The organism is Spirosoma utsteinense (assembly GCF_014282275.1).
Taxonomy (GTDB): domain Bacteria; phylum Bacteroidota; class Bacteroidia; order Cytophagales; family Spirosomataceae; genus Spirosoma; species Spirosoma utsteinense.
Genome location: NZ_VFIA01000005.1, coordinates 207,242 through 230,381 on the forward strand (window position 1 = coordinate 207,242; position 23,140 = coordinate 230,381).

A 23,140-nucleotide genomic window follows, 5' to 3' on the forward strand; every position below is an offset into this window, starting at 1 on the left:
GCCGTGGTAAACTCAACAACTGGCCAACTCAGCAACTAATTGACTGATTATTGACTGACTAACTTACTGACTAAAATGTCCCTACTTAATCGAACCTCCCACCCTGCCCCTGTTTTTCCTGAACGTATTCTGCAATTTGGCACCGGTGTGCTGTTGCGCGGTTTGCCTGATTACCTGGTTCAAAAGGCCAACGCCGAAGGCCGTTTCAATGGCTCCATTGTCATTGTAAAATCGACCGACAGCCAAACGAATGACTTTTCGGATCAGGACAATCTGTATACAGTGGCTGTTCGGGGGGTTCAGCAGGGACAGGATGTGGCTGAAACGACCATTGTCTCGGCCGTGAGCCGCGTACTGGCCGCTCAGACCCAGTGGGAAGAAGTACTGCGGCTGGCCCGCAACCCAAATTTACAGATCATCTTATCCAACACCACCGAAGTCGGGCTGAACTACGTGGAGGAAAGTATTTTCCAACGGCCACCCCAGTCATTTCCCGCGAAGCTGACGGCTTTTCTGTACGAACGCTTCCGCAGCGTTGGTGGCTCAAAAGCCAAAGGACTGGTTGTAATTCCTACCGAACTCGTTACAGACAACGGCCTTATCTTACGGGAAGCGGTAGAGAAACTGGCCACCTTCAATGAACTGGGCAAGCTGTTTACCAAATGGCTCAAGTTTCATGTCCGGTTCTGCAACTCACTCGTCGACCGGATTGTCACGCGCCCTACCGACGAAGCCAAACGGGCGCTGGAAGACCAGGCAGGCTACGAAGATGCGCTGTTGACGTTCACCGAGCCCTACCACCTCTGGGCCATCGAGGGAGACGACCGCGTCAAGAAAACGCTTTCGTTCGCTGACGCATCGACGCCCCAGATCATCATTGACGAAGACATCAATTTCTATCGCGAACGCAAACTCCGGGTACTGAACGGGACACACAGCCTGACCATGCCGCTAGGCTACCTGCTCGGGCTGGAAACCGTTGCCGACGAGATGAAACACCCAACGATGAGCCGTTTCGTTGAGTCGCTGATGCTCGATGAGATTGTGCCGACGGTACCGGATTACGGTATGCCGGGCATGGATAAAGCCGCCGTAGCGCAGTTCGCCCACGATGTTCTCGACCGCTTCCGGAACCCTCACCTCGATCACCTGCTGCTCAACATCTCGCTCCAGGAAACCGCCAAGATGCAGGCCCGAAATGTGGCAACGATCCAACGGTATTACGCCCAGTTCAACGCAGTACCTAAACGCATAGCGCTGGGTTTTGCCGCTTACCTGCTGTTCATGAAAGCGGTTCGGGAAGACAATGGCCAGTTCTTCGGTGAGATTTCGGTTGGCAAAGGGGTCGTTACCTATCCAATCCGCGACGAGCGGGCCGCCTATTTCTACGGGGACTGGAAAACCGTAAAAGCAGGCAAACCAGATACTGTCGCAACGTTTGTTAAAAGCGTTCTATCTGACCAGACGCTCTGGCAAACCGACCTCAGCCTGCTTCCGGGCTTTGTAGAGGCCGTATCCGATAACCTGCGGGCATTGTTAGCCGATGGTGCGGAGAAAACACTCAAAAAGTCGTTGTAAAGGCCGTTTACCGGCAATCTAGCCGCCCCTCTTTTTCACGAATCCCCGCTCAAAGAACTTGAGCGGGGATTCGTGCTTTCCAGCCTATAAAAGCACCTGCCCGACCGTTCGATCAAAGCCGGCTACCGTTTAATAGCCTGAATGCGACTAACTTATCGACTGCGCCTAAATTAACAGATTATGAGTCATTTACGGATAACACATTGATTTAACCATGCCCGAATGTCCTTATCTCCACATCTTTTTATCTCATCAGTAACTATCCGATCACACATGTACAGGCTACTCATTTCTGCTTTATTTTCCACCTCGGTGTGTATCGCCCAGTCGACGTCTCCAACAACCACCAGCCTGCCAGCTACGCCCAAACGACCCGTTACGGACACGTATTTCGGCAAAGCCGTCGTCGATAATTACCGCTGGCTCGAGGACATGGACAAACAGGAAGTGAAGGACTGGTTTAAAGCGCAGGGCGATTACACCGCCCAAACACTCGATCAAATTCCAGGTCGCGATACGCTGGTGAGTATGCTGGTCCGCTATGACGCGCTGAAATCGGCCCGCTTATCGAACATCACCCGCCGGAATGGCCGGTATTTTTACAAAAAACGCTGCCAGCCGAAAACGTCGGCAAGCTGTACTATCGACAGGGGAAGACGGGCAGCGAAGTTCTTTTGTTTGACCCAACGACTTACGCCAAAGACAAAAAGTACTCGATATCGTATTTCGTACCAAGCGAAGACGGACATAAGCTGGCATTAGGCGTTGCGGAAAATGGGGCCGAATTATCCACGATCCGCATTATCAATGTCGACACTAAAAAGATGTACCCGGAAAGCATCTTCCCGTCCTGGTTTGGCGTAAGCGGCTGGAATCCTGACAATACCGGCTTTCTGTATACGCCCGAGAACTCCGCCGACATGAAGGACATCAACCGGTCGATGAATACCAAAGCCAGATACCACATAATCGGTACCGACCCCAAACAGGATCGCGAGATTTTCTCTTCGGCCAAATACACGAAACTAGGTATCAAGCCCAATGAAATTCCATATGTCACCTACAGCGAAGATTTCAGGTATGTAACCGCTTTTCTGGCCAATGTAGACCGGCGGATGAATGCATATATAGCTCCTGCGAGTGACCTCCTTAAACCGACCATTACCTGGAAACGGCTGGCGGCTCCGGAAGACAGTGTTATGAACGCCGTTACGGTGGGCGACCGGATGTTTATACAAAGCATCAAAAGTGCCCGTAAAGGCCAGATTATGATGACCGATGCCCGCCAGCCCGATGTCCATACAGCAACGGTCATCTTACCCGAAGGGGAAACAAAAATCGAGTCGATAGCAGCCGGAAAGGATTATCTGTTCATCACCCGGAACGACGGCATCAACACGACAGCTCAGCAATACAACACTAAAGCCAACCGCTGGGAAACCATACAGTTACCCGCGCTGGGTACGGCGAGCGTAGCCCCCCTGGAGCCATCAACCAATGACTGCCTGCTTTACCTGACCTCCTGGAAACAGCCCGCCACGATCTACGAGTATGACCCAACCGATAAAGTCACTGCGGTTAGCCCTTTTCATATTGAAGCGAAGTACCCGGGCGTCGACGAACTGGTTGTTGAGGAAGTAAGCGTTCCCAGCCACGACGGGACAATGATACCCCTATCGATCATTTACAACAAAAACGTGAAGCGCGATGGCAGCGCCGTTTGCTACATGACGGGCTATGGGGCCTATGGCATTTCGGGCGACCCTTATTTCAGCACCCGCAATCTGGCCTTGCTCAACAAGGGCGTAATCGTGGCCGAAACCCATCCACGGGGTGGCTCCGAGAAGGGGCAGGCCTGGTATGAAGCCGGTTATAAAACCACCAAGCCTAACACCTGGAAAGACTTCATTGCCAGTGGCGAGTACCTGATCAAAAATGGCTACACCAGCATTGGCAAGCTCATTGGCGAAGGAACCAGCGCGGGTGGTATTCTCATTGGCCGGGCCATCACCGAGCGGCCCGACCTGTTTGCCGCGGCTATTAGTAACGTTGGCTGCAATAATGCCCTGCGCATGGAAAACTCCCCGAACGGACCCGCAAACACCCCCGAGTTCGGCACGGTGAAAGATTCGGTCGAAGCTATGGCTCTCTATGAGATGGATGCGTTCCAACACGTAAAAGAAGGCACAAAGTACCCCGCCGTCATCTGCGTTGGCGGCATGAACGACCCGCGCGTGATTGCTTGGCAGCCGGGCAAATTTGCGGCCGCCCTGCAAAATGCCAGCACATCGGGCAAGCCGGTGCTGATGCAGGTCAACTACGATAACGGCCACTTTACAGAAGACAAGAAGGTTACCTTCCGCAACTTCGCCAATATGTTTACGTTTGGCCTCTGGCAGGCAGGACACCCCGATTTTCAGCCTGTGACGGGTAAACCCAAAGAAGTAGTCAGGAAATAGCTTACCCTACTCACAAAAGAATGACGACGGGATACGTTCCGTCGTCATTCTTCGTGAACGGCCTGTCAGGTCGGTCATGATCGACGAAAGCGACAGCGTTTAAATCATAAGCCTCCCGGCTCCTGACGACCCCTGGTGCGCAGGGTTTTTAATAAGAAAAAGCGTACTTTCCCAGCATCACGGCAGCCTCATTGCGTGATCGATCCGTTTACTCCAGAGCCGTGTATGAAAACCATCTCCCGCTGGGCTAGCCGCCATGTTCTTCCGGCAGCTTTTCTGATCATAGGATGCGAAATCACGAACGCTTTCGCGGGCTTACTACTGGGGCTCAATCTTCTCGCCGAATGGCCGCTGGCTCTCCTGTGGCTGCTGGTGCTTGCTATGGCAGGCATGATCCTTTGGCTACAGTTCCGGTCAGGGGCATCCCAACGATGGTATAGCACTGGTCGGTGGTTCGTCGGGGCCGCGTTTATGGGCAATTTCGTGCTGTTTATACTGCTGGGCGGCCTTTGGGGGTACCAGGAACAGAAGCCCTCGCCCAGTCTGTCGGTATTGGGCAGCCGACGGGTTGAGGTGCGCCCTGATACTACTACCCGACCAGAGCGGGCGGGAACGTTGCGGGCCAGAAACAAATCGACGGCAGAGGTCATGTCTGTGACCAGCACGAAAAAAACCGGCAAACGCATTGCCTATGTGCTACTGTTTGCACTGGGACTGGCGCTGACTTATTTGTCTGTTGGCCTGGCCTGCAACATTGCCTGTGCCGGTTATGGTTTCTACGCCATTCTGACACTGCTGCTCGGGATGGGGTTTACGGCTGGCGGGATCTTCTTTCTGAGCCGGGCCTTTGATAAACCCCTCCTACCCATGCGCGAGCTGACACCGGCCCAACGACGACGAACGGCACGCCGGTTCTGGCTATCGTGGCTGGTGCTGATTGGTGTGGTATTTCTGCTTTTCCTGGTGGCCGCGTCGACTAATTGAGCCTGTACATATCCCTATGAAAACCTGCTGCCTGCTCTTTCTGCTCCTCCCTCTCCTGGCGAACGCCCAACGGCCCACACCACCCGCCATCCTCACCGATCCGGCCGGAGTTTTGCAAACGTATCGGGCCAGTCTACTCAAACTACGTCAGGCACATCCAAATCACCAGGACCTGCCCGAGCTATCGTTTTTTCTGTTCGGTATGGGCGACCGGCTTAAGCTCATCTACCGCGACGGCCGGCTGATCAACGCCCTGACGGGTAACATTGAAGAACAATGGACTGTAAAACGGGCGGTGATCGTGCCGTCGGAGTATGTCGTAGACCTCGAACTAACGGGCGTTCCCATTGGCCAGCCCCAAACCGTACAAGTGCGCGAAGATGAAAATGGAGTCTGGATTCTGCAGCCGGGAAAACGCCCGCGACTCATTCCGGGCACCCGAAGTCTGCTGAAGCTGCCGCGTTTTGCCGATAACCCCAATGGACCGATCCTGCGCGTTTTACATCAGGAAGTGCTTATTAATGTCATCCATGGCCGGCCCGTTCCGAACTTTCTGGTGTATGCAAAACCCGGGTATCATGATGCTGCACTGATGGCTATGGTCCTGCGCGAAACGGGTAACCTTCGGCTGATACGCGACTGGATCATGGCCATTCGCGACCCTTTCGATCGCAATAACAAGGGTACGCCCGAGGCTGACAACCCCGGACAGGTCTTATTCCTGGCCTCGCTGGTTGCTGATAAAAGCCACCCGGTTGTACAAATGGCGCTTGATTCAGTGAAGACGTTTCAAAAAGAAAACTACATCGCTGGCAAGACCGACAATGCCGAACACCCTGTTTTTCAGACTAAATGGCTTAAATACGGGCTGAAGGCCCTGGGCTTGCCGGACCCTTACATCATTCCCGATCAATCTGACCGTTATTCGTGGCTGTTCTGGCAGGATTTTAAACCCAAACCGATGGCCTCAACAAGACAGCCCGTAAGCGACACGGAAGCCAACCTGAAGGTTCCCTATATGGCCTGGGCCGAGGATCATTTCTACGGGCTAACCGGGCGGGGGGAGCTACGCGGTCCGGTCGGTAGCCTGGACTATCCGCTGAGCTGGGAGCAACAGGCCAGCCAGGCCCACTACCCCGGCCTGATCGTACTGGATAAGGAACTGGCCCGAAAAAAACTGGCTCTCCCTCACGCCCGACAGGCTGCCGAGATGTTTTTACTGTTGCTGGAATGAGCCGAAAAGGGGGTTTAAAGAAAAAGAAAAGGTGTTTGAGGAGAGAGACGCAAAGGGGGGAATTCAAAAAGGAGAGGTAAAGGGTAATTTAAGAAGGAGACGCAAAGGGTAATTTAAAAAGGAGACGCAAAGGGTTGCGTCTCTACTTGGCGGCAATGATCAGGGTGAGGCCCAATAGGTAACACACACCCATGACGACGAGATAGCGGGTTGAGGTCGCGGGTGCTCCCCGGAATTCGTGCCAGATAAAAATACCCCATAATACCGCTACGATCGTAGCGCCCTGCCCCAGTCCGTAACTAATGGCGAAACCAGCCGCGCCGGATGCCAGCAGGCTCGATGCCATACCCAGGCACCACACAACACCCCCCAGCATACCGATGATGTGGTTACGACGGCTTACATCGCTGTACCAGATTTCACCGTCGGCAGGCTTGCTGGCATACCGGCGCAGGATGGGTAAAAACGCCGGTGTCGTGACGAGTACACCAATGGCGAACAACACCAGTGCGGTATAGGGCGTTAACAAACCCGGTGCCGGATTCACAAAATCAGCTGCCATAGCCTGCGCTACGAAGTAAAAAAAGAAGCCCATCAGGAATCCCCCAATGAGCGAAATAACAAGCCCACGTGTACTGACCGACTCGTCGGTCTGGCTCCTGGACCGATAGGCCAGTGCGCTGAATACGATAGCCAAGAAAATAGCGAAGACTCCCCCGGCCAGCAGCTGACCGTTTCCAAACGGAGAACGGATGTAATTGACAATAACCCCCAGAATCAGCGCCAGGCCAATGCCTACGGGCATGGCTACCGATAGTCCCGCCAGTTCGATACCTACCACGATCAACATGTTAGCGATGTTGAACACCAGGCCACCCATGAATGCGTACAACAGATTCTGTAGATCGGCCTGGTTGATATCGTCGATAAACGACCGTCCTTCGGCCCCTATACTGCCCATGGTGAACGCCAGCAGCAGACTCATCAACAAGATGCCGTAGGTATAATCCCGGTAGAAGATCGTGGTGGGAACCGACTGTGTCGCTAATTTCTGCGTGTTAGCCCAGGAGCCCCAGCAGAGCATGGTAATAAAGCTGACAAAGACAGCCAGTGGGTAATAAGTTATAACGATCATGTTGGGTTAGGTCAAGATTAACACAGCAAGTTACATAATAGTGACTATAGGATAAACAGTCCATTCAAAAAAGCGCTGACGCAGGCAATGTGCTTCGGCCCCGTTACTACCTTTGTGCTTTCTCCCAAAGGGCTTCACAACGTCCTGGTGTCGTATATGAACTACGTTTACATTCTGCTCGCGTTTTTAACCGGCATCGCTATTTCTGTTCAGGCGGGCGTCAATGCCAATCTCCGGCAGGCAATGACCAACCCTGTACTGGCAGCCGCCGTTTCGTTCGGCACAGGTTTCCTCTCCCTGCTCGTCATGCTGCTCGTTTCAGGGGCCTCTGTGCCCTCGATCGAAACCATCAGGCAGGTAAACTGGTGGAAATGGACAGGCGGTATTATTGGAGCCGTGTATGTAACAACCGTCATTATCAGCGTCCCTAAAATTGGCACGGCCAATCTGGTCAGCCTGAGCGTAGCAGGGCAATTGCTGGCTGCGGTCGTCCTGGATCATTACGGTCTGCTGGGGTTTACCCTTCACCCCGCTAACGGCTGGCGAATTATGGGTATGGTACTGATTATGGCCGGTGTACTGCTGGTCGTAAAAAACTAAGGACCGATCGGTACTGGTCACAAGCCCGATCGGGCAAACAAGCTACGCGCTGCCTTGTTAAGCATACATTACGCACGCACGCTACCATGTCTGTCCAATATCGCTTTTATCCGTCGCTGCTGAACACGTTCTCCCGTTACCTCAACGGGGGAAATCTCGACGCGCAGCAACTGATCGACTCCATAAACCGGGTACCCACACCCACCACGGCGGCCCAGGAACGCGGTACGTCCTTCGAAGAGGCCATCGTCAAAGGGACCAATGAAGATCGGTTCAACCCCGACATTATCAACCGGGTCCGTAAACTCCTCCCCCGCCCTATTGTCGACACGCAGGTGTACTGCCAGTGGGAAATCGACGATGTGCTGTTCTACGGCTATGTCGATCTGATCGGCAGCTATAAAGCGGTTGATCTGAAAACGACCGGGTCGTATCAGAAAGACCGCTACCTCTTCAACCACCAGAACCTTTACCTGCACGCACTCAAACGCAAGGGTATTAAACTGATGGAGTATGTGATCACCGACTTTACGGATGTTTACGTCGAGAGCTACACCCTGACGCATCCCATCGACAAACAGTTGGAAGAGATCCGGCAGTTCAAGGCATTTCTGGAAGAACACAAGCCCCTTATTACCGATAAAAAGATATTTGTGGCACCCGGCGAAGATGCCGCTACCGCTTCGGGTCGGCGTAAAGCGTAAATCGTACCTTCGCCTTATGCTCCAGTCAATTGTTCGCTTATATCAACAGGCGTATCAGGGCCTGTCACCATCGGTCTGGTTGCTGGCGGGCGTCATGCTCATCAACCGCTGTGGCACTATGGTACTGCCATTTCTGACCCTTTACCTGACGCAGCACCTTCATTACACCATTACCGATGCGGGTATTATTATGGCCGTTTACGGGGCAGGGGCTTTTGTGGGTACTTTCTTCGGCGGACGGCTTACGGATCGGTTCGGATTTTATTACGTTCAGCTGGTGAGTTTACTTTTCGGCGGGGCCTTTTTATTGGTTCTTCAGTTCGTAACGGGGTTTTACGCCCTCTGTGCCAGTGTATTTATTTTCACCCTCTTCGGCGATTCGTTCCGGCCGGCCAACCAGGCTGCCATTGCGTTCTACTCCGAAGCCGACAACCGCACACGCGCCTTCTCGCTCAATCGGCTGGCTATCAACCTGGGCTGGGCGGTGGGCGGAGGACTGGGGGGCTGGCTGGCCGGAATCAGCTACAACCTGCTGTTCTGGGCTGACGGGCTAACGTGCCTGACAGCGGGAATCGTCCTCTGGCGATTTCTGCCGGTGCCAACCTCGACGGTCTCCTCTGTACCGCCAAACGAACCGCCAGCCACTTCGTCAACACCCGTGGCTAGCCTGACCGAGCGGTTTGCATCGCCTTACCGAGACACACTATTCATTGCTTTCGTCATTTGCTCGGCCCTGTACTTCACCGTTTTTATGCAACTGTTCAGCATCGTACCGCTTTATTTTAAAGAGGTGCTCCAGATGACGGAAGGACGCATTGGCGCGCTGATGGCCCTGAACGGAATTTTAATCGTAGTCATTGAGATGGCACTGGTGTACCGGCTTGAGCAGCAGAACTACGCCAAAAGCAGTCTGATTGCAGCGGGCGTTTTCTTTACAGCGGTCTCCTTTCTGATACTGGCGACAACCACGGCCACGTTTTCAGCCCTGCTTTTCATCCTGCTGATTACCATGAGCGAGATGCTGGCCATGCCGTTTATCCAGTCGTTTACGGTTGAGCGGGCGGGTCCCGCCACGCGTGGCCAATACCTGGCCCTGTACGCCATGGGCGGGGCGCTGGCCCAAACGGCAGCGCCCGCTTTCGGGTCGCAGATGATAGCCCACGTGGGTTACCCGACACACTGGCTGACCTTAGCGGGAATCGGTCTGGTAGCAGCAGCTGGATTCTGGTGGCTAGGACGAAAAATAAAAGTACCTGTACATTCACTGAGCCGCGCCTGATTTTCTTTACGACCTTTACGGAAATTATTGAGTGAATGTATTATTGAGTGATTGAGTGAACAGCTGTCGCATGCAGTAACAATCACTCATTCACTCAATAATACATTCACTCATTCACCCAATCACTCTGTACTAATTTGAAACTCTGGCAAAAGGAAGGCGTCACCACGGCCGAACAGATCGAACGGTTTACGGTTGGCCGCGACCGGGAGATGGACCTTCACCTCGCTCCCTTCGACGTGCTGGGTAACCTTGCCCACGCGCACATGCTCCAAACCATCGGACTTATCTCCACAGACGAGTTGAGCCTGATGACCGATGAATTAAAAAAAATATACCGTCAGATCGACGCAGGGCAGTTTACTATTGAAGCGGGCGTCGAAGACGTTCATTCACAGGTTGAACTGATGCTGACGCGGGCCCTGGGCGACGTAGGCAAGAAAATTCACTCGGGGCGGTCGCGAAATGATCAGGTGCTGGTCGATCTTAAACTCTTCACCCGCGACCGGCTCTGGCGGGTAGCCGAGGCTACAAAGCGCGTGTTCGACCGACTCATCGGCCGTTCGGAACAGCACAGGCATGATCTGCTGCCCGGTTATACACACCTTCAGATCGCTATGCCCTCGTCGTTTGGTCTTTGGTTCGGCGCTTATGCCGAAGCCCTCGCCGACGACATGTTCATGCTTCAGACCGCCTACCGGCTTAGCAACCGTAACCCGCTCGGGTCAGGTGCCGGATACGGCTCGTCGTTTCCGCTCAACCGCACCCTCACGACCGAACTGCTGGGATTCGAAGGCATGCACGTCAATGTGGTCTACGCGCAGATGAGCCGGGGCAAAACCGAACAAACGGCGCTCACCGCGCTGGCTGCCGTAGCCGCTACCTTATCGCGGATGGCAATGGATGTTTGTCTCTACAGCAGCCAGAACTTCGGGTTTCTGTCGCTACCCGACGCACTCACGACGGGCAGCAGCATTATGCCCCACAAGAAAAACCCCGATGTGGCCGAACTGCTGCGTGCCAAAACCAACCGGCTGAAAGCGCTGCCAATGGAGGTAACACTGGTCATGAGCAACTTGCCCTCCGGTTATCACCGCGATATGCAGTTGCTCAAGGAAATCCTGATGCCTGCCTTCGACGAAATCCTCGACTGCCTCGACATTACCGATTTCATGCTCGAACACCTTCAGGTAAAATCCAATCTGCTCGACGATGCCCGCTACGATTTACTGTTCAGTGTGGAACGGGTTAACGAGCTGGTCCTTCAGGGAGTCCCTTTCCGGGAAGCCTACCAGACCGTGGGCCGGGAGATCGCTGAGCATACCTATCAGCCACCCCGTGAACTAAACCACACCCATGAAGGCAGCATCGGCAACCTGGGCAATGAGTTGATTACAACCCATATGGAGCAGGCGGTAGCTGGTTTCGGTTCCGAAGTAACCCAACAGGCTATCAGACAGTTGGTGCATTGATGTAGAGACGCGACCCTTCGCGTCTCAGCCTGCGTCAGCAACAGGCCGAAAGGGAAGCTATCTATCCGGTTGCTGACGCAGGCTGAGACGCGAAGGGTCGCGTCTCTACATCAACTGCTTCTTATTCCCACCGGTAAGCCACCAGCTTGTTCTTGTAAAACGTTGGGACAATCAACAGTTTTTTCTTGGCGACATATTCGATATCGGCCGCGTTGACTTTGTCGGTCCGGGTGTCCAGTAACCGCTGTTTCGTACCATCAGCACCGACATGGAATACCTGGCCGTTCCAATCCGACACAAAGTAGTTGGCTTTCCCCTCCGGTACGATCCCATCGGTAACGGCCATACTATCGGCAATGGTCATTATGGTTTTGGTATTGATATCTACCGCCCGCAGGGCACCGGTTTTTGTGGAGCCAATCATGAGCTGATTCTTACCGACGGCCAGCACCCCATTGGGTTTATTTAGTTGCTCACCCTCCATCCAGACTTCCCATTTCCCATCTTTAAGCCGATAGATCTTATCATTGCGGCTGTCGGAGACATACACGGTACCATCTTTGGCTACCGTTACGTCATTGAGAAAAGCGCCTTTCTCAACGACGGCATCCCAGGTCTTTTCGGCCTGTCCCGTTTCGGTGTTGATCGCTATTAGCCGATACACGTCGGTTACGTAAAGGCGTTTTTTGTAAATGCCCATTCCTTTGGGTGCATTCAGCCCTGATGTCCAGCGCAGGTTTTCGATTTTACCATCGAGCGATACTTTGGAGATAAATCCCGCACCGTCGAGTTCATCGGCCTTGCCATCTATATTCGCTACATATAACACGCCCGTCTGATCGTCATACAGGACAGATTCGGGCGTACGCAAGGTGGTGTCTGTTTCCCAGGCTTTTACCAGTTTACCCGGCTTCGGACGGGTAGCGGGCAGGGCGGCTGCCAGACACAGACCGAGAAAAGGAAGTACGAACGTAAATGGTTTAATTTTCATAAGACAAGCTGATAATCAGCACAATTAACTTTTTAATAAACTTTTTTTATTGAGTAATTTGAGGTGTAAACCTGTTTCAAAGCTTAGAAAAGGTAGAAGGGATATAATTTTTCTAATTACCGATTTAACAGCAAAAATTTCGGCAGAAACAATCTGAAAATGAGTTCGTTTACTTTCTCGCACGCTAAAAGTAAATCATCCCTTCGGTTATGGAAAACAATAAACCTACTCCCGTCTGGGCTCAGGCAAACACGCCTACGCTCAAAGAAAGCATTCGTGATATGATCCAATTACAACAGGAGCGCCATGTCCCGGATGAATTATTCTGGGAAATTTTCAACCTACGTGTTCTGTTAAATGAGCAGATCGATATGAACGCATTTTTCAACCCCCACGACAGTAAACCTGGCCGGGCCTGACGTCAGTACGGCCTCCAAACGCAGGCGATGAAACCTGCCCGATATACGCCTTTATACCAGCTTTACGGCCAGCAGCGCCTTCGATTTGATGTAGATATACACCAGCGCAACGAGTGTAAACGCCCCCCCTATCAGGACCGACGGGACCGTACCAAACAGACGGGCCATCACCCCCGACTCGAACGCACCTATCTCGTTGGACGAGCTCACGAATATTCCGTTTACAGCCGCTACACGACCACGCAGGTGATCGGGTGGAAAAATTTGCATGATCGTCTGACGAATGATCACACTGACGCTATCGAAGGCACCGGTTAGGCCCAGCATGACAAGCGACAGGTAAAAATTGGTCGACAAGGCGAAAATGATCGTTGCCACACCGAAGCCAGCCACGGCCAGCAGCATGTTGCGCCAGGCATTATGAATAGGCGGAAACCGGGTCATGATAGCCAGCGTCAGTACGGCACCTATCGATGGAGACGCCCGAAGAAAGCCAAGTCCTTCGGCGCCAACCTTCAGGATATCCTCGGCGAAGATGGGCAGAATAGCCACCACACCACCAAAAAGAACGGAGAACAGATCGAGCGAGATGGCATACAGCACGATCTGTGTACGAAACACAAATCGAAAGCCTTCTTTCAGACTTTCACGGAACCCCTGTACCGGTTCATTACTGACCGGTACGGGCTTTCGACTGACCAGCGTTATCAACAGAAAACACAGAACCAGTAGCCCGATAACGACGAGAAGCGTATTATCGAACCCTAGACCACTGTAGAGAAACCCCGCTATGCCCGGCCCGACAATGGCCCCTGTTTGCCAGAACGAACTGCTCCAGGTTGCGGAGTTGGTATAAAGCTCACGAGGCACCAGAAACGGTTTCAGCGATGAACTCGCCGGGGAATAGAAACCTTTGGCCGTTCCGATCAGCATCAGCACGCCGTAGATTGTGGCCAGCTGCGCCGTTTGCGATAGCCCCCCTAGTATAGATGGCTGGAAAACGGCATACAGAATGACCGAGCCTAGGGTGATAACCAGCAAGCTCCACTGTAGTATTCGTTTTTTGTCGCGCCGGTCGGCCAGGTGCCCGCCAAATAGCGACAGGGCGATGAACGGTAAAGCCTCGGCCAGACCAACAAGGCCCAGCGACAACGGATCGTGGGTAATTTTGTAGAGTTCGTAGCCAAGAACTACCTCCTGGATCAGCAGGGTTGCCGTAATCAGGAAGCTGTTCATGACAAAATAGCGAAAATCAGGTATGCGCAGGGAAGCGTACGTATCTACTTTGGTATCTGGTGTCATAAAAACTCAACTGCAAATCGGACGCGAAGGATTACAAAGGTCGCCAAAAACTGTTGCGATCCTTGAAAATTAACCGCTTCTTCGCACCAAAAACGATGAGAACCCGCCTGAAGATTTGCTGCATCAGTAGTCTCGATGAGGCCCGTCTGGCCATTCGGCTCGGGGCCGATGCACTCGGTTTGGTTGGCGAAATGCCTAGTGGACCCGGCGTGGTTGGCGATACCGTAGCGGCTCAAATCGTGCAGATAACTCCCCCACCCATTGCGACGTTCATGCTCACCAGCCAAACGACGGTCGACGGCATTATGGCACACCAGAAACGTGTTGGTGCTAACACGATCCAGCTTGTCGATGCTGTACCGGCCGAAGCATACCAGCAACTCCACCAGGCGCTGCCCGCAGTTAAACTCGTGCAGGTCATTCACGTGCTCGATCAGGCTAATATCGACGAAGCCCTGCTGGCCGTTCATAACGGGGCCGATGCCTTACTACTCGATTCGGGTAATCCCACACTGGCGGTAAAAGAATTGGGTGGCACCGGGCGGGTTCATAACTGGCTGATCAGTCGCCGGATCGTTGAGCTGTCGCCAGTTCCGGTTTTCCTGGCAGGCGGTTTACACCCAAGCAATGCTCGCGAAGCTGTAGACACAGTACGACCATTCGGACTGGACATTTGCAGTGGCGTCCGCACAAACGGGCGTCTGGACGAGCATAAGCTCACCGCCTTTATCACCGCCTTAGCGGGATAACAGCTGTGCCAACCTAAAAAAGGCCCGGCCACGAAGCGTATGTCTTCGTAACCGGGCCTTTTCAGGTTAGCAGTTGCGCTGCTTATCGTTAGGCGATAGCAATTTCTTTGACGACTTTCTCTTCGCTTGCAACGATTTTAGGCAAGGTTACCGTCAGGATACCGTCGGTGTAAGCTGCCACAATTTGCTCAACATTTACATGTTTAGGCAATTTGAAACTACGCTCGAACGCATTGATACCAAACTCGTGACGGGTGAAATTTTCTGCGGTTTGGTCAGCCGCCTGTTCAGGTTGATAAGCGATCGACAGTGTGTTCGCTTCAACAGTCAATTTGATTGCATCTTTTTTCAACCCAGGAGCAGCCAATTCCAGCAGGAACGCGGCTTCGGTATCTTTTACATTCACCGCCGGCACATTTTGCTTGGACGTATAGCCTTGATTAACAGCCGGACGACCGTAAGTACGGGCGCTATAAAATGGGTTAGCGAACGAAGGAAAGCGATTATAATGAACTAAAGTTGCCATGTTAGTTAGTTTTCGATGGATTGTTCATTGTTGAACACATCACTACTTAATCAAACAGTATACCAATGGATAAACAGCAACCTAAACAAGACATTATGTCTGCTTTAGACAGATAATCCGCAAAAACTACGCCATATTGTCACTATAAACTTTATTCAAGGCAGATAATGAGTCAAACTTACAGATTCGGCATCCTATTGAAATAACCTCATAATTTAATATATAGGCTTGATAGACAGAAATTTAAGCTTTTTTTAGCCTTGGCTTTAACCCGCTAAGTCCTACTTTTAGCTAGTTAATCCAGATAATTACCACTATCACTTGTACTGATTTAATTATGAAGCCACGTTTTTTACCGCTGGCCGTGCTGGCTTTGTGTGTATGTCTAAGTAAACAAGTTGATGCCCAACAAACAGCCATTGACTTTTTCGAAAATGGAATTACTAAAAGCAAGACCGGCGATTACACCGGAGCGTTACAGGCGTTTAGCATGGCAATTACGATGAACCCCGAAAACGCAGCCAGCTACTACAATCGGGGGTTGGCCAAAGCGAATCTCAAAGATCACCGGGGCGCTGTGCTCGATTACGACCGGGCTATCGAACTCAACGCGAAAGATGCCATGGCTTACCTGAGCCGGGGACTTAGTAAAAGCAAGCAGGAAGACTACCGGGCTGCTCTTTCCGATTACAGCCGGGCCATTGAACTGAACCCCGACGACCCCCAGTCCTATTATAACCGGGGCGTGAGCCGGAGTCATGTCGAGCAGTACCGGGGAGCCCTGGCCGATTTCACAAAATCCATTGAACTGGAGCCCTCGAACATACAGGCGTTTTATGCCCGGGGCGTCATTAAACAGAAGCTCCATGACTACCCGGGTAGTCTATCTGACTTCGGCAAGGTGATTGAAACAACACCTAAGCGCTCGTCGGCCTATGCCGGTCGGGGCATGTCGAAGGTTGCGTTGAACGACTTTACCGGAGCGCTCACTGATCTGGCCAAAGCCATCGAACTTAACCCCGAAGACAGCGATTCATACTACTATCGGGCTTATGCCAAAAGTAAGCTTGACGATTACAATGGCGCGCTTCCCGACTACGACCAGACCATCCGGCTTAAAGCCACTAATTATGCTGCGTATTATGGCCGCGGCTTCTGTCGCAGCAAACTTGGCGATCAGAAAGGGGCTGTACAGGACTTCAACCAAGCCATCGAGATCGACAACGCCAACGTAGAAACCAAAGTGGTGTATAGCGGACGTATGTCACACACGATACTGGACAATCTGCGCAATGTGGTCCAGGAAAGAAACAAAATAAATGAAGTGGGCAGCGAGCGGGCCGAAGCGTATTTTAGCCGGGGTGTGAGTAAAAGCAAACAGGGCGAAGCTAAAGCCGCGATGATCGATCTAAGCAAAGCCATTGAGCTAAGCCCCACCTACGCAGAGGCTTATTTTACGCGCGGCCTGATCAAATCATCGCAGGGCGACCAGAAATCGGCTATCATGGATTGCAACAGTGCTATCAAACTTAACCCGCGTTACGCCGAAGCCTTCTACGTTCGGGGTCTTCTCAAGCATAGCCTTGGCGATGAAAATGGCGGCTGTCTCGATCTCTCCAAAGCAGGAGAATTTGGCTACACCCCGGCCTACAAAGTTATCAGCGAGTATTGTAACTAAGCCTCAAATGAGACCTTCCTGCCACAGCGACAGCCAGCAGAACTGCTGGCTGTCGCTGTGGCAGGAAGGGTTGACCAGTTTCTCCCATCGCTGAAACCCTTTCCAACGGGAGCTTGCCGGTGACTTACCCGTAAAATCCCGATTGCGGCCCTGCCTACTCGAATCGCAGGTGCTTCACGGACTCGCCCGATGATTCGAGTTCGAGCAGGGCATCGATGCCTATTTCGAGGTGCTTATTGACGAACTGGCCCGTTACGCGCTTGTCACTTTCTTCCGTTTTGACACCCTCCGGAACCAATGGATTGTCGGACACCAGCAGCAGCGCTCCGTGCGGGATGGAGTTCACGAAACCAACCGTAAATATCGTGGCCGTTTCCATGTCGATGGCCATGGCCCGGATTTCGCGCAGGTATTCTTTAAACACCTCATCGTGCTCCCAGATGCGCCGGTTGGTCGTATATACCGTACCGGTCCAGTAGTCGAGCTCATATTTCTTGATCGTCGACGAAACCGCCCGCTGAAGCCGGAACGAGGGTAGGGCCGGAATCTCGGGCTTCATATAGTCGTTGCTGGTTCCCTCACCCCGGATGGCCGCGATGGGCAGAATCAGGTCGCCAATCTGCGTTTTCTTGAGTCCGCCACACTTACCCAGAAACAGTACCGCCTTGGGATCGATGGCCGAGAGGAGGTCCATGACCGTAGCGGCCATGGCGCTGCCCATCCCAAAATTGATTATCGTGATGTTATTGGCCGTGGCCGTTTGCATGGCGCGCCCCATGCCGAAAATCTCAACGTCAAATTTAGTCGCGAAAATCTCGACGTAGTTGATGAAGTTGGTCAGCAATATGTATTCGCCGAACCCGTCAATGGGCGTGCCGGTGTAACGCGGCAACCAGTTAGTTACAATCTCTTCTTTTGTCTTCATTAGTTAGTGAATTGGCGAATTCATAAGAAAGCAAAAGTGAGGTCAAAAAGATTCACTCGACAACACATTCACTCATTCGCGGTTTATCTTTGATAGCTGGTAGCCTGGACGGCCACGTCCGGGAAAAGCAAATTTATTCATACCCGGACGTGGCCGTCCAGGCTACGTTTCATGGTTCCGCTCAACCTGCCTACGTTCGATCACAAAACTAAACAAGTCGAAGGGAAACCGTATATTTTCGATTTGTTACGCCGGAAGTACGTCCGACTGTCGCCCGAAGAATGGGTGCGTCAGCATATCGTCAATCTGCTGCTTACCCACTACGCCTACCCGAAAGCGCTGATCCGGTCGGAAGGTGGGCTGATGTTCAACCAGACCCAGAAACGTACCGACGTTGTGGTCTTCGACCGGCAAGGCCAGCCGTTTCTGATCGTCGAATGTAAAGCCCCCCAGATTCCGCTGACACAGGCCGTATTCGACCAGATTTCGCGTTATAACCACGTTCACCGGGCACCCTATATCGTCATCAGCAACGGACTCACCCATTACTGCTGCTGCGTAAACCACGAAACCGCCGAGGTTAGCTTCATGGATGACTTCCCGGCCTTTATCTAACCTTCGCCCCTACTCGATTACCACGCAGCCGTAGCCCGGCACCGTAACGGTACCACCCTGATAGCCGACGCCCTCGTGGGTGGCGAAGACAACACAGCGGCACCAGCTTTCATCGGGCGAGAAAACTACGTTGATGGGTTTGCCCGTCAGGTTATGCACCACCAGCACACGACTGCCTGTCGCCGACCGCCGGATAAAGGCAATGATACCCCGCTGCCGGATGCCGGTCTGCTCCAGCCGACTCAGGTTATCGTTCAGTACGGGATGCGCGTTGCGGGCGTGAATCAATCGTTTATAGTGCGCAAACAGCGAGTCGGGGTTAGCCTGCTGCTCGGCCAGTGGCTTTACCGTCTGGCTGGTTGTGTAGCGGCCCCGTCGCCAGCTGGTTCGCTGCCGGTCACGGGCGCGGACGTCCCACAGAAACGGCTCGCGAATAGTCTCATCGGGCTTCATACCGAGCATCCCGATCTCTTCGCCGTAGTATAGGTACGGGTTGCCGGGCAGTGTCAGCAGCAGACTGGCTGCTACTTTCAGCTTATCGATATTTCCCTTCAGGGCGCTGCCAATCCGGTTTTGGTCGTGATTAGACAACATGATACCGTCAATAAAGTCGGGATTGACACCGGCAAAGGTGCTGTGTACATACGCCAGAAATTCAACCAGATCTTCGGTGTCATCACCCCGGCGGACCACCTCGTCGAGTGCCAGCGACAGATCGAAATTAAAGTTGGCTTTAAGCCCCCGGAAGTAGGGCGCGATGCGTTCGGGGCGGGTCCATACCTCGCCCACGGTATAGGCACCGGGCCTGGCGGCTTCCACTTCGCGCCCAAACTCCTGCCAGAACTGGTGATTTTTTGGTTCTTCAGACTCCCGGTACAGGTGACGGGCCGCATCGAGTCGGAACCCGTCGATGCCAATGTCATTAAGCCAGTAGCGGGCAATTTTGAACATCTCCTCGCGCACGGGCGGGTGGTCGAAGTTCAGGTCGGGCATACCGCTCCAGAACATACCATAGTACCGCTCGGGATAGGTCGAACCGGCGACGGCATGCCACGGGCTGCGCTCACCGGAGTCAGCAGTGATGTCGCGGGTAGCCAGTTTCCGGGCTTTTATTTCGGCGGATGTTAGCCAGTGATAATAGTGCCAGTACGGGTTCAGCGGGCCTTTGCTGGCTTCCATAAACCAGGGATGGCGGATGCTGGTATGGTGCAGCACCAGATCGATCAGGACGGCAATCCCGCGCCGGTGCGCTTCGGCAACGAGCCGCCGAAAATCATCCAGGGTGCCGTATTCAGGGTCGATGCCGTAGTAATCGGTCACGTCGTATTTATGGTAGGTCAGCGACGGACTGATGGGCATGAGCCAGATGGCCGACACGCCGAGATCCTGCAAATAATCAAGGTTGTTGGTAACGCCGTTCAGATCGCCGATACCGTCTCCATTGGAATCGGCGAAGGAACGAACGAAGATCTCGTAATGAACGCCGGTATGGCCCACTGACAATGTTTTGGACGGGATATTTGATTGTATGGATGAGGTCGAATTTGCTGTCATGAATGAAATAGGCCTGAATAAAGCGAGTTGGCTGGTTGAGCGGTGGCTTACCTTTGCCAGAGTTCTAAACTCTGGCAAAGGTAAGCCACCGCTCAACCAGCCCTTACGTAAAGAAACCCGATCCAAACGAACCGGGTTTCTTTATGTAAGGAAAAGTAGCAATCTACAGCTTCGTCAGCTTGTAGCTATAGTTCCCTCCCACGCTCAGGTTCAGCGTGATCAGGTACTTACCCGCTGCGGGTACCGTAATGTTCTCGCCACCCGATTCCAGCAGGCCGTCGCCGTTGGTATCGCCGTAGTTGATGTCCCAGGCATTGTTGGCGCGGAACTTGAACGCGTCGGCTTTCAGGTCCAGCGTCGTCTGCCAGGTGCCCGAGGCTTCGTCGTAGGTCAGTGGCGTTTCAACGTCCCAACCCTTTGGCGTAGCGGCACCGATCATGGCCCAGCTCGTTTTAGTCGCGCTCCAGGCCAGGGTATTCAGATCAGCTTTCAAGAGGTAATAGCCCGGCGCGGTTACGCTCAGGTTCCCCCCTTTGGCCACCAGCTTACCGGGCCCGTTCGCCCCGAAATCGCTGTCCCAGCTTGGTGTAGCGGTGAGCTTGAACTCCGATGCGGTCTTGAAATAGATATAGCCTTCGTACACTTTATCGTCTTTCACCGAAGCCAGCGCCGGTGCCTTGTCGGGTGCCCAGCCCTGGTAAGCGCCCGGCACATAAATAGAGGGATACTGGATGACAACCAGATAAGGCGTTCCCGATACGGTTTTCGTCTCCGATATGATCGAAGGAACGGTGCTGCCCGCAATATCCGACTTCACCCGTACGTCGACCTGACCGACACTACCCGGCACACCACCCAGTTTGAGCAGCATCGTGTTGAAGTCGGCCACCGTCATCGAGTATGTCAGACTATCACCTGTTTGCACATCGACAGGCGTTTTGAAGGCATTACCTGCTTTGTCAAACTGAAGCGTATAAGCCGCTGGGGCGTTGAAGCCATACGATGCGGGTGTCCACGAAAAAGACACGGCCTGTTTGCCGGCATCGGCACTGGTCAGCGATACGCTCGTTGCGCTCGATGTCAGCGCCACCGTACCGCCGGGCTGAAGAACGAGTTGCTCCCCTTCCTTTTCGCAGGCGTTCAGTGTTGTCAGCACAACGCCCGCTATAATGAGTTTATAAAACAAAGATTTCATAGTTAGTCGGTTCATGATAAAGACGTCACTCGCTGCGTTCGCGCCGGATCGTTTCCTGCTCAAACCACCCGGCGCAGGAAACGCAGCGAGCAACGTCCTTACGGTTAGTACCCTTGGTTCTGTTTCAGGTTTGGATTCGCGATCAGATCGGCGGCTGGTAGCGGGAACACCGTCCGGAACGCTTCGACACCCCGGCCTGCTTTAACGCCCCCTTTGAACGGCCATAGGTAGCTGGCTTCCGTAAACCGACCGAAACGAATCAGGTCGGTCCGGCGGTGGCCTTCCCAGTACAGTTCGCGGCCACGCTCGGCCAGGATCGCGTCGAGGTTGATGCTCGCCAGATTACCCGTCGTGCCTTTGTAGGCCCGCTGGCGAACCAGGTTCACGTAGTTTAGCGCTGTGGTTTGGTCACCACCCGTGCCGCCCCGCAGGACCGCTTCGGCATACATCAGGTAGACATCGGCCAGACGGAACAACGCGAAATCGGTATCAGGGAAGTTCCCTTCCGTATCCGACCCCACCGCACCCGTCGAGGTTACGTTTTTGAATTTGGTTATGGCATACCCCTCCTCAAACTTGTTCAGCACTTCGTTGATCTCAAGGCTCTGCCCATCGGTGAAGAACAACGCCCGCGTGTCGGTTTTACCCGATGGATCGGGAAAGAGATTAACAAGGTTCTTGGTGGTTCGCATACCAGCCCAGCCGCCGTTGATACCGAAATTGGCGGGACTCATTTTGCCACCCACCGCTGCGTGAACGATAAAAGTCATGCCGCCGTAGGTTTTTGTCCGGGTGCCGTCAAACGTGATGGGCAGGATAATTTCCCGCGACGTATTATTGTCGGCCAGAAACAGTTTAGGATAGTCGGCATCCAGCCCGTAAGCATTCGATTTGATGACCTTATCGGCATAGGTAACGGCCTCCGTGTAGCGGGGGGTGCCGGTATAGACCTGCGCGTTCAGGTACAGTTTCGACAGCAGTGTCCAGGCAGCTGCCTGATCGGCCCGGCCATATTCACCCGTTTTTGGGGCTGCCAACTCGGTTTCGATGGCTTTCAGCTCCGTCTCGATGTAGGTAAACAGTTCGGCCCGGCTGATCTGGCGGGGTGTGAACGAACCAACAGCGTCGGCTTCGGTCACGAACGGAACGCTGCCGAACATGTCGATGGCATGGTAGTACGCCAGGGCCCGCAGGAACCGCGCTTCGGCCCGGTACACCCGTGCGTTGGTGGCGTTATCGCCCGTGATCCCGCGCTCGGCCAGTTTGGCGTCGGTGGTTTCGCGGATGAACTCATTGCTGGCGGTTACCATGTAGAAAATACGGTTGTACATGGCTGTAATGAACTCGTTACCTGACGACCAGTTCATGTTGTGGTAATCCGGCAGCGAGCCATCGTTCCAGCCAATAACAGCTTCGTCGGTGGTCAGTTCCTGGGCCATCCAGTACTGACGCAGGTAGTTCGAGAACCCTTCGTCGATTCCCGAAATATCGGGCTTGCCGGCGGGTCCCTGCTGCCCGCTCACGGCCAGAACGGCGTAGAGCTTGGCCAGTACCTGCTTGTAATTAGCGGGGTCCTGATAGACCGATACCGACGTAACGTCGTAGAACGGCTGCCGGTCGAGGTCCTGCATGCACGACGAGGCCGTTGCCAGCATCGCGGCCAGAACGCCGGTTTTTGTGAGATTTCGTAGCGTAAGCATGTGTTGTATGAGAAGAGCAGTCCGTGATCCGACACCAGATT

General features: G+C 53.4%; 21 protein-coding genes. 13 read left to right on the forward strand and 8 right to left on the reverse strand.

The genetic code is table 11. The features are described 5' to 3' along the window. Positions 1-75: 75 nt before the first annotated feature. The 5 genes from FH603_RS05845 (at position 76) to FH603_RS05860 (ending at position 6,255) form a co-directional block, all read left to right on the forward strand. Complete coding sequence (locus FH603_RS05845) at positions 76-1,578, forward strand: tagaturonate reductase (protein WP_186736523.1); 1,503 nt, start codon at positions 76-78, stop codon at positions 1,576-1,578. Between the two features lie 273 nt (positions 1,579-1,851). Then, the gene (locus FH603_RS28910; protein ID WP_262891271.1) at positions 1,852-2,340 is read left to right on the forward strand and encodes a hypothetical protein; all 489 of its coding nucleotides are present in this window, start codon (positions 1,852-1,854) and stop codon (positions 2,338-2,340) included. After that, positions 2,253-4,037 carry a prolyl oligopeptidase family serine peptidase gene (locus FH603_RS28915; RefSeq protein ID WP_262891272.1) on the forward strand — a complete coding sequence of 595 codons (1,785 nt, stop codon included), beginning with the start codon at positions 2,253-2,255 and terminating at the stop codon, positions 4,035-4,037. Before FH603_RS28910 ends, FH603_RS28915 begins: the two co-directional genes overlap by 88 nt. A 225-nt stretch (positions 4,038-4,262) precedes the next feature. Further along, positions 4,263-5,021 (forward strand): hypothetical protein, encoded by a 759-nt coding sequence (locus tag FH603_RS05855; RefSeq protein WP_186736524.1) that lies wholly within the window; start codon positions 4,263-4,265, stop codon positions 5,019-5,021. A 16-nt stretch (positions 5,022-5,037) separates the two neighbouring features. Next, entirely contained in the window at positions 5,038-6,255 is a 1,218-nt protein-coding gene (locus FH603_RS05860) for a hypothetical protein (RefSeq protein WP_186736525.1), read from the forward strand. A 142-nt stretch (positions 6,256-6,397) separates the two neighbouring features. On the opposite strand, the gene FH603_RS05865 is transcribed toward FH603_RS05860, so the two are convergent. After that, positions 6,398-7,390 carry a GRP family sugar transporter gene (locus FH603_RS05865; protein WP_186736526.1) on the reverse strand — a complete coding sequence of 331 codons (993 nt, stop codon included), beginning with the start codon at positions 7,388-7,390 and terminating at the stop codon, positions 6,398-6,400. A gap of 156 nt (positions 7,391-7,546) precedes the next feature. Between FH603_RS05865 and FH603_RS05870 the strand changes: the two genes are divergently transcribed. The 4 genes from FH603_RS05870 to argH all read left to right on the forward strand — a co-directional run bounded on the left by FH603_RS05870 (position 7,547) and on the right by argH (position 11,445). Further along, positions 7,547-7,990, forward strand: a complete 444-nt coding sequence (locus FH603_RS05870; RefSeq protein WP_186736527.1) for a DMT family transporter — start codon at positions 7,547-7,549, stop codon at positions 7,988-7,990. Between the two features lie 86 nt (positions 7,991-8,076). After that, the gene (locus FH603_RS05875) at positions 8,077-8,694 is read left to right on the forward strand and encodes a PD-(D/E)XK nuclease family protein (protein ID WP_186736528.1); all 618 of its coding nucleotides are present in this window, start codon (positions 8,077-8,079) and stop codon (positions 8,692-8,694) included. Between the two features lie 16 nt (positions 8,695-8,710). Then, positions 8,711-9,973, forward strand: a complete 1,263-nt coding sequence (locus FH603_RS05880; protein WP_186736529.1) for an MFS transporter — start codon at positions 8,711-8,713, stop codon at positions 9,971-9,973. Between the two features lie 137 nt (positions 9,974-10,110). Beyond that, positions 10,111-11,445 carry an argininosuccinate lyase gene (argH, locus tag FH603_RS05885; RefSeq protein WP_186736530.1) on the forward strand — a complete coding sequence of 445 codons (1,335 nt, stop codon included), beginning with the start codon at positions 10,111-10,113 and terminating at the stop codon, positions 11,443-11,445. Positions 11,446-11,566: 121 nt separating this feature from the next. Here the strand turns inward: argH and FH603_RS05890 are convergent, their stop codons facing one another. Next, positions 11,567-12,436, reverse strand: coding sequence for an SMP-30/gluconolactonase/LRE family protein (locus FH603_RS05890; protein WP_186736531.1), 870 nt, complete (start codon positions 12,434-12,436; stop codon positions 11,567-11,569). Between the two features lie 209 nt (positions 12,437-12,645). On the opposite strand from FH603_RS05890, the gene FH603_RS05895 reads away from it, so the two are divergent. Next, on the forward strand, positions 12,646-12,855 hold the full coding sequence (locus tag FH603_RS05895) for a hypothetical protein (protein ID WP_186736532.1): 210 nt from the start codon (positions 12,646-12,648) through the stop codon (positions 12,853-12,855). Positions 12,856-12,906: 51 nt separating this feature from the next. On the opposite strand, the gene FH603_RS05900 is transcribed toward FH603_RS05895, so the two are convergent. Further along, entirely contained in the window at positions 12,907-14,157 is a 1,251-nt protein-coding gene (locus tag FH603_RS05900; RefSeq protein WP_186736533.1) for an MFS transporter, read from the reverse strand. 95 nt (positions 14,158-14,252) lie between these two features. On the opposite strand from FH603_RS05900, the gene FH603_RS05905 reads away from it, so the two are divergent. Next, the gene (locus FH603_RS05905) at positions 14,253-14,906 is read left to right on the forward strand and encodes a phosphoribosylanthranilate isomerase (protein ID WP_186736534.1); all 654 of its coding nucleotides are present in this window, start codon (positions 14,253-14,255) and stop codon (positions 14,904-14,906) included. A gap of 88 nt (positions 14,907-14,994) precedes the next feature. Here FH603_RS05905 and FH603_RS05910 read toward each other — a convergent pair whose 3' ends face one another. Further along, a complete protein-coding gene (locus FH603_RS05910; protein WP_186736535.1) occupies positions 14,995-15,432 on the reverse strand; it encodes an Hsp20/alpha crystallin family protein in 438 nt (145 codons plus the stop codon). Between the two features lie 337 nt (positions 15,433-15,769). Between FH603_RS05910 and FH603_RS05915 the strand changes: the two genes are divergently transcribed. Further along, positions 15,770-17,110, forward strand: coding sequence for a tetratricopeptide repeat protein (locus FH603_RS05915; protein ID WP_186736536.1), 1,341 nt, complete (start codon positions 15,770-15,772; stop codon positions 17,108-17,110). A gap of 154 nt (positions 17,111-17,264) precedes the next feature. On the opposite strand, the gene FH603_RS05920 is transcribed toward FH603_RS05915, so the two are convergent. Further along, positions 17,265-18,035 (reverse strand): AMP nucleosidase, encoded by a 771-nt coding sequence (locus FH603_RS05920; RefSeq protein ID WP_186736537.1) that lies wholly within the window; start codon positions 18,033-18,035, stop codon positions 17,265-17,267. Positions 18,036-18,206: 171 nt separating this feature from the next. Between FH603_RS05920 and FH603_RS05925 the strand changes: the two genes are divergently transcribed. Then, positions 18,207-18,650: a type I restriction enzyme HsdR N-terminal domain-containing protein gene (locus tag FH603_RS05925; RefSeq protein ID WP_186736538.1), complete on the forward strand. Its 444-nt coding sequence runs from the start codon at positions 18,207-18,209 to the stop codon at positions 18,648-18,650. Positions 18,651-18,659: 9 nt separating this feature from the next. Here FH603_RS05925 and FH603_RS05930 read toward each other — a convergent pair whose 3' ends face one another. From FH603_RS05930 to FH603_RS05940, 3 genes are all read right to left on the reverse strand, one after another. Further along, positions 18,660-20,204 carry an alpha-amylase family glycosyl hydrolase gene (locus FH603_RS05930; protein ID WP_186736539.1) on the reverse strand — a complete coding sequence of 515 codons (1,545 nt, stop codon included), beginning with the start codon at positions 20,202-20,204 and terminating at the stop codon, positions 18,660-18,662. 163 nt (positions 20,205-20,367) lie between these two features. Further along, positions 20,368-21,399, reverse strand: coding sequence for a SusE domain-containing protein (locus FH603_RS05935; RefSeq protein ID WP_186736540.1), 1,032 nt, complete (start codon positions 21,397-21,399; stop codon positions 20,368-20,370). A 104-nt stretch (positions 21,400-21,503) separates the two neighbouring features. Next, the gene (locus FH603_RS05940) at positions 21,504-23,099 is read right to left on the reverse strand and encodes a RagB/SusD family nutrient uptake outer membrane protein (protein ID WP_186736541.1); all 1,596 of its coding nucleotides are present in this window, start codon (positions 23,097-23,099) and stop codon (positions 21,504-21,506) included. Positions 23,100-23,140 lie beyond the last annotated feature (41 nt).

Bases quoted from the DNA above. Each gene is read 5' to 3' on its own strand.
- FH603_RS05845 (WP_186736523.1), top strand. From the start codon at position 76: ATGTCCCTACTTAATCGAACCTCCCACCCTGCCCCTGTTTTTCCTGAA.
- FH603_RS05925 (WP_186736538.1), top strand. From the start codon at position 18,207: ATGGTTCCGCTCAACCTGCCTACGTTCGATCACAAAACTAAACAAGTC.
- FH603_RS28910 (WP_262891271.1), top strand. From the start codon at position 1,852: ATGTACAGGCTACTCATTTCTGCTTTATTTTCCACCTCGGTGTGTATC.
- FH603_RS05880 (WP_186736529.1), top strand. From the start codon at position 8,711: ATGCTCCAGTCAATTGTTCGCTTATATCAACAGGCGTATCAGGGCCTG.
- FH603_RS05915 (WP_186736536.1), top strand. From the start codon at position 15,770: ATGAAGCCACGTTTTTTACCGCTGGCCGTGCTGGCTTTGTGTGTATGT.
- FH603_RS05935 (WP_186736540.1), bottom strand. From the start codon at position 21,399: ATGAAATCTTTGTTTTATAAACTCATTATAGCGGGCGTTGTGCTGACA.
- FH603_RS05860 (WP_186736525.1), top strand. From the start codon at position 5,038: ATGAAAACCTGCTGCCTGCTCTTTCTGCTCCTCCCTCTCCTGGCGAAC.
- FH603_RS05910 (WP_186736535.1), bottom strand. From the start codon at position 15,432: ATGGCAACTTTAGTTCATTATAATCGCTTTCCTTCGTTCGCTAACCCA.
- FH603_RS05900 (WP_186736533.1), bottom strand. From the start codon at position 14,157: ATGACACCAGATACCAAAGTAGATACGTACGCTTCCCTGCGCATACCT.
- FH603_RS05930 (WP_186736539.1), bottom strand. From the start codon at position 20,204: ATGACAGCAAATTCGACCTCATCCATACAATCAAATATCCCGTCCAAA.
- FH603_RS05905 (WP_186736534.1), top strand. From the start codon at position 14,253: ATGAGAACCCGCCTGAAGATTTGCTGCATCAGTAGTCTCGATGAGGCC.
- FH603_RS05875 (WP_186736528.1), top strand. From the start codon at position 8,077: ATGTCTGTCCAATATCGCTTTTATCCGTCGCTGCTGAACACGTTCTCC.
- FH603_RS05895 (WP_186736532.1), top strand. From the start codon at position 12,646: ATGGAAAACAATAAACCTACTCCCGTCTGGGCTCAGGCAAACACGCCT.
- FH603_RS05890 (WP_186736531.1), bottom strand. From the start codon at position 12,436: ATGAAAATTAAACCATTTACGTTCGTACTTCCTTTTCTCGGTCTGTGT.
- FH603_RS05940 (WP_186736541.1), bottom strand. From the start codon at position 23,099: ATGCTTACGCTACGAAATCTCACAAAAACCGGCGTTCTGGCCGCGATG.
- FH603_RS05870 (WP_186736527.1), top strand. From the start codon at position 7,547: ATGAACTACGTTTACATTCTGCTCGCGTTTTTAACCGGCATCGCTATT.
- FH603_RS05920 (WP_186736537.1), bottom strand. From the start codon at position 18,035: ATGAAGACAAAAGAAGAGATTGTAACTAACTGGTTGCCGCGTTACACC.
- FH603_RS05855 (WP_186736524.1), top strand. From the start codon at position 4,263: ATGAAAACCATCTCCCGCTGGGCTAGCCGCCATGTTCTTCCGGCAGCT.
- FH603_RS05865 (WP_186736526.1), bottom strand. From the start codon at position 7,390: ATGATCGTTATAACTTATTACCCACTGGCTGTCTTTGTCAGCTTTATT.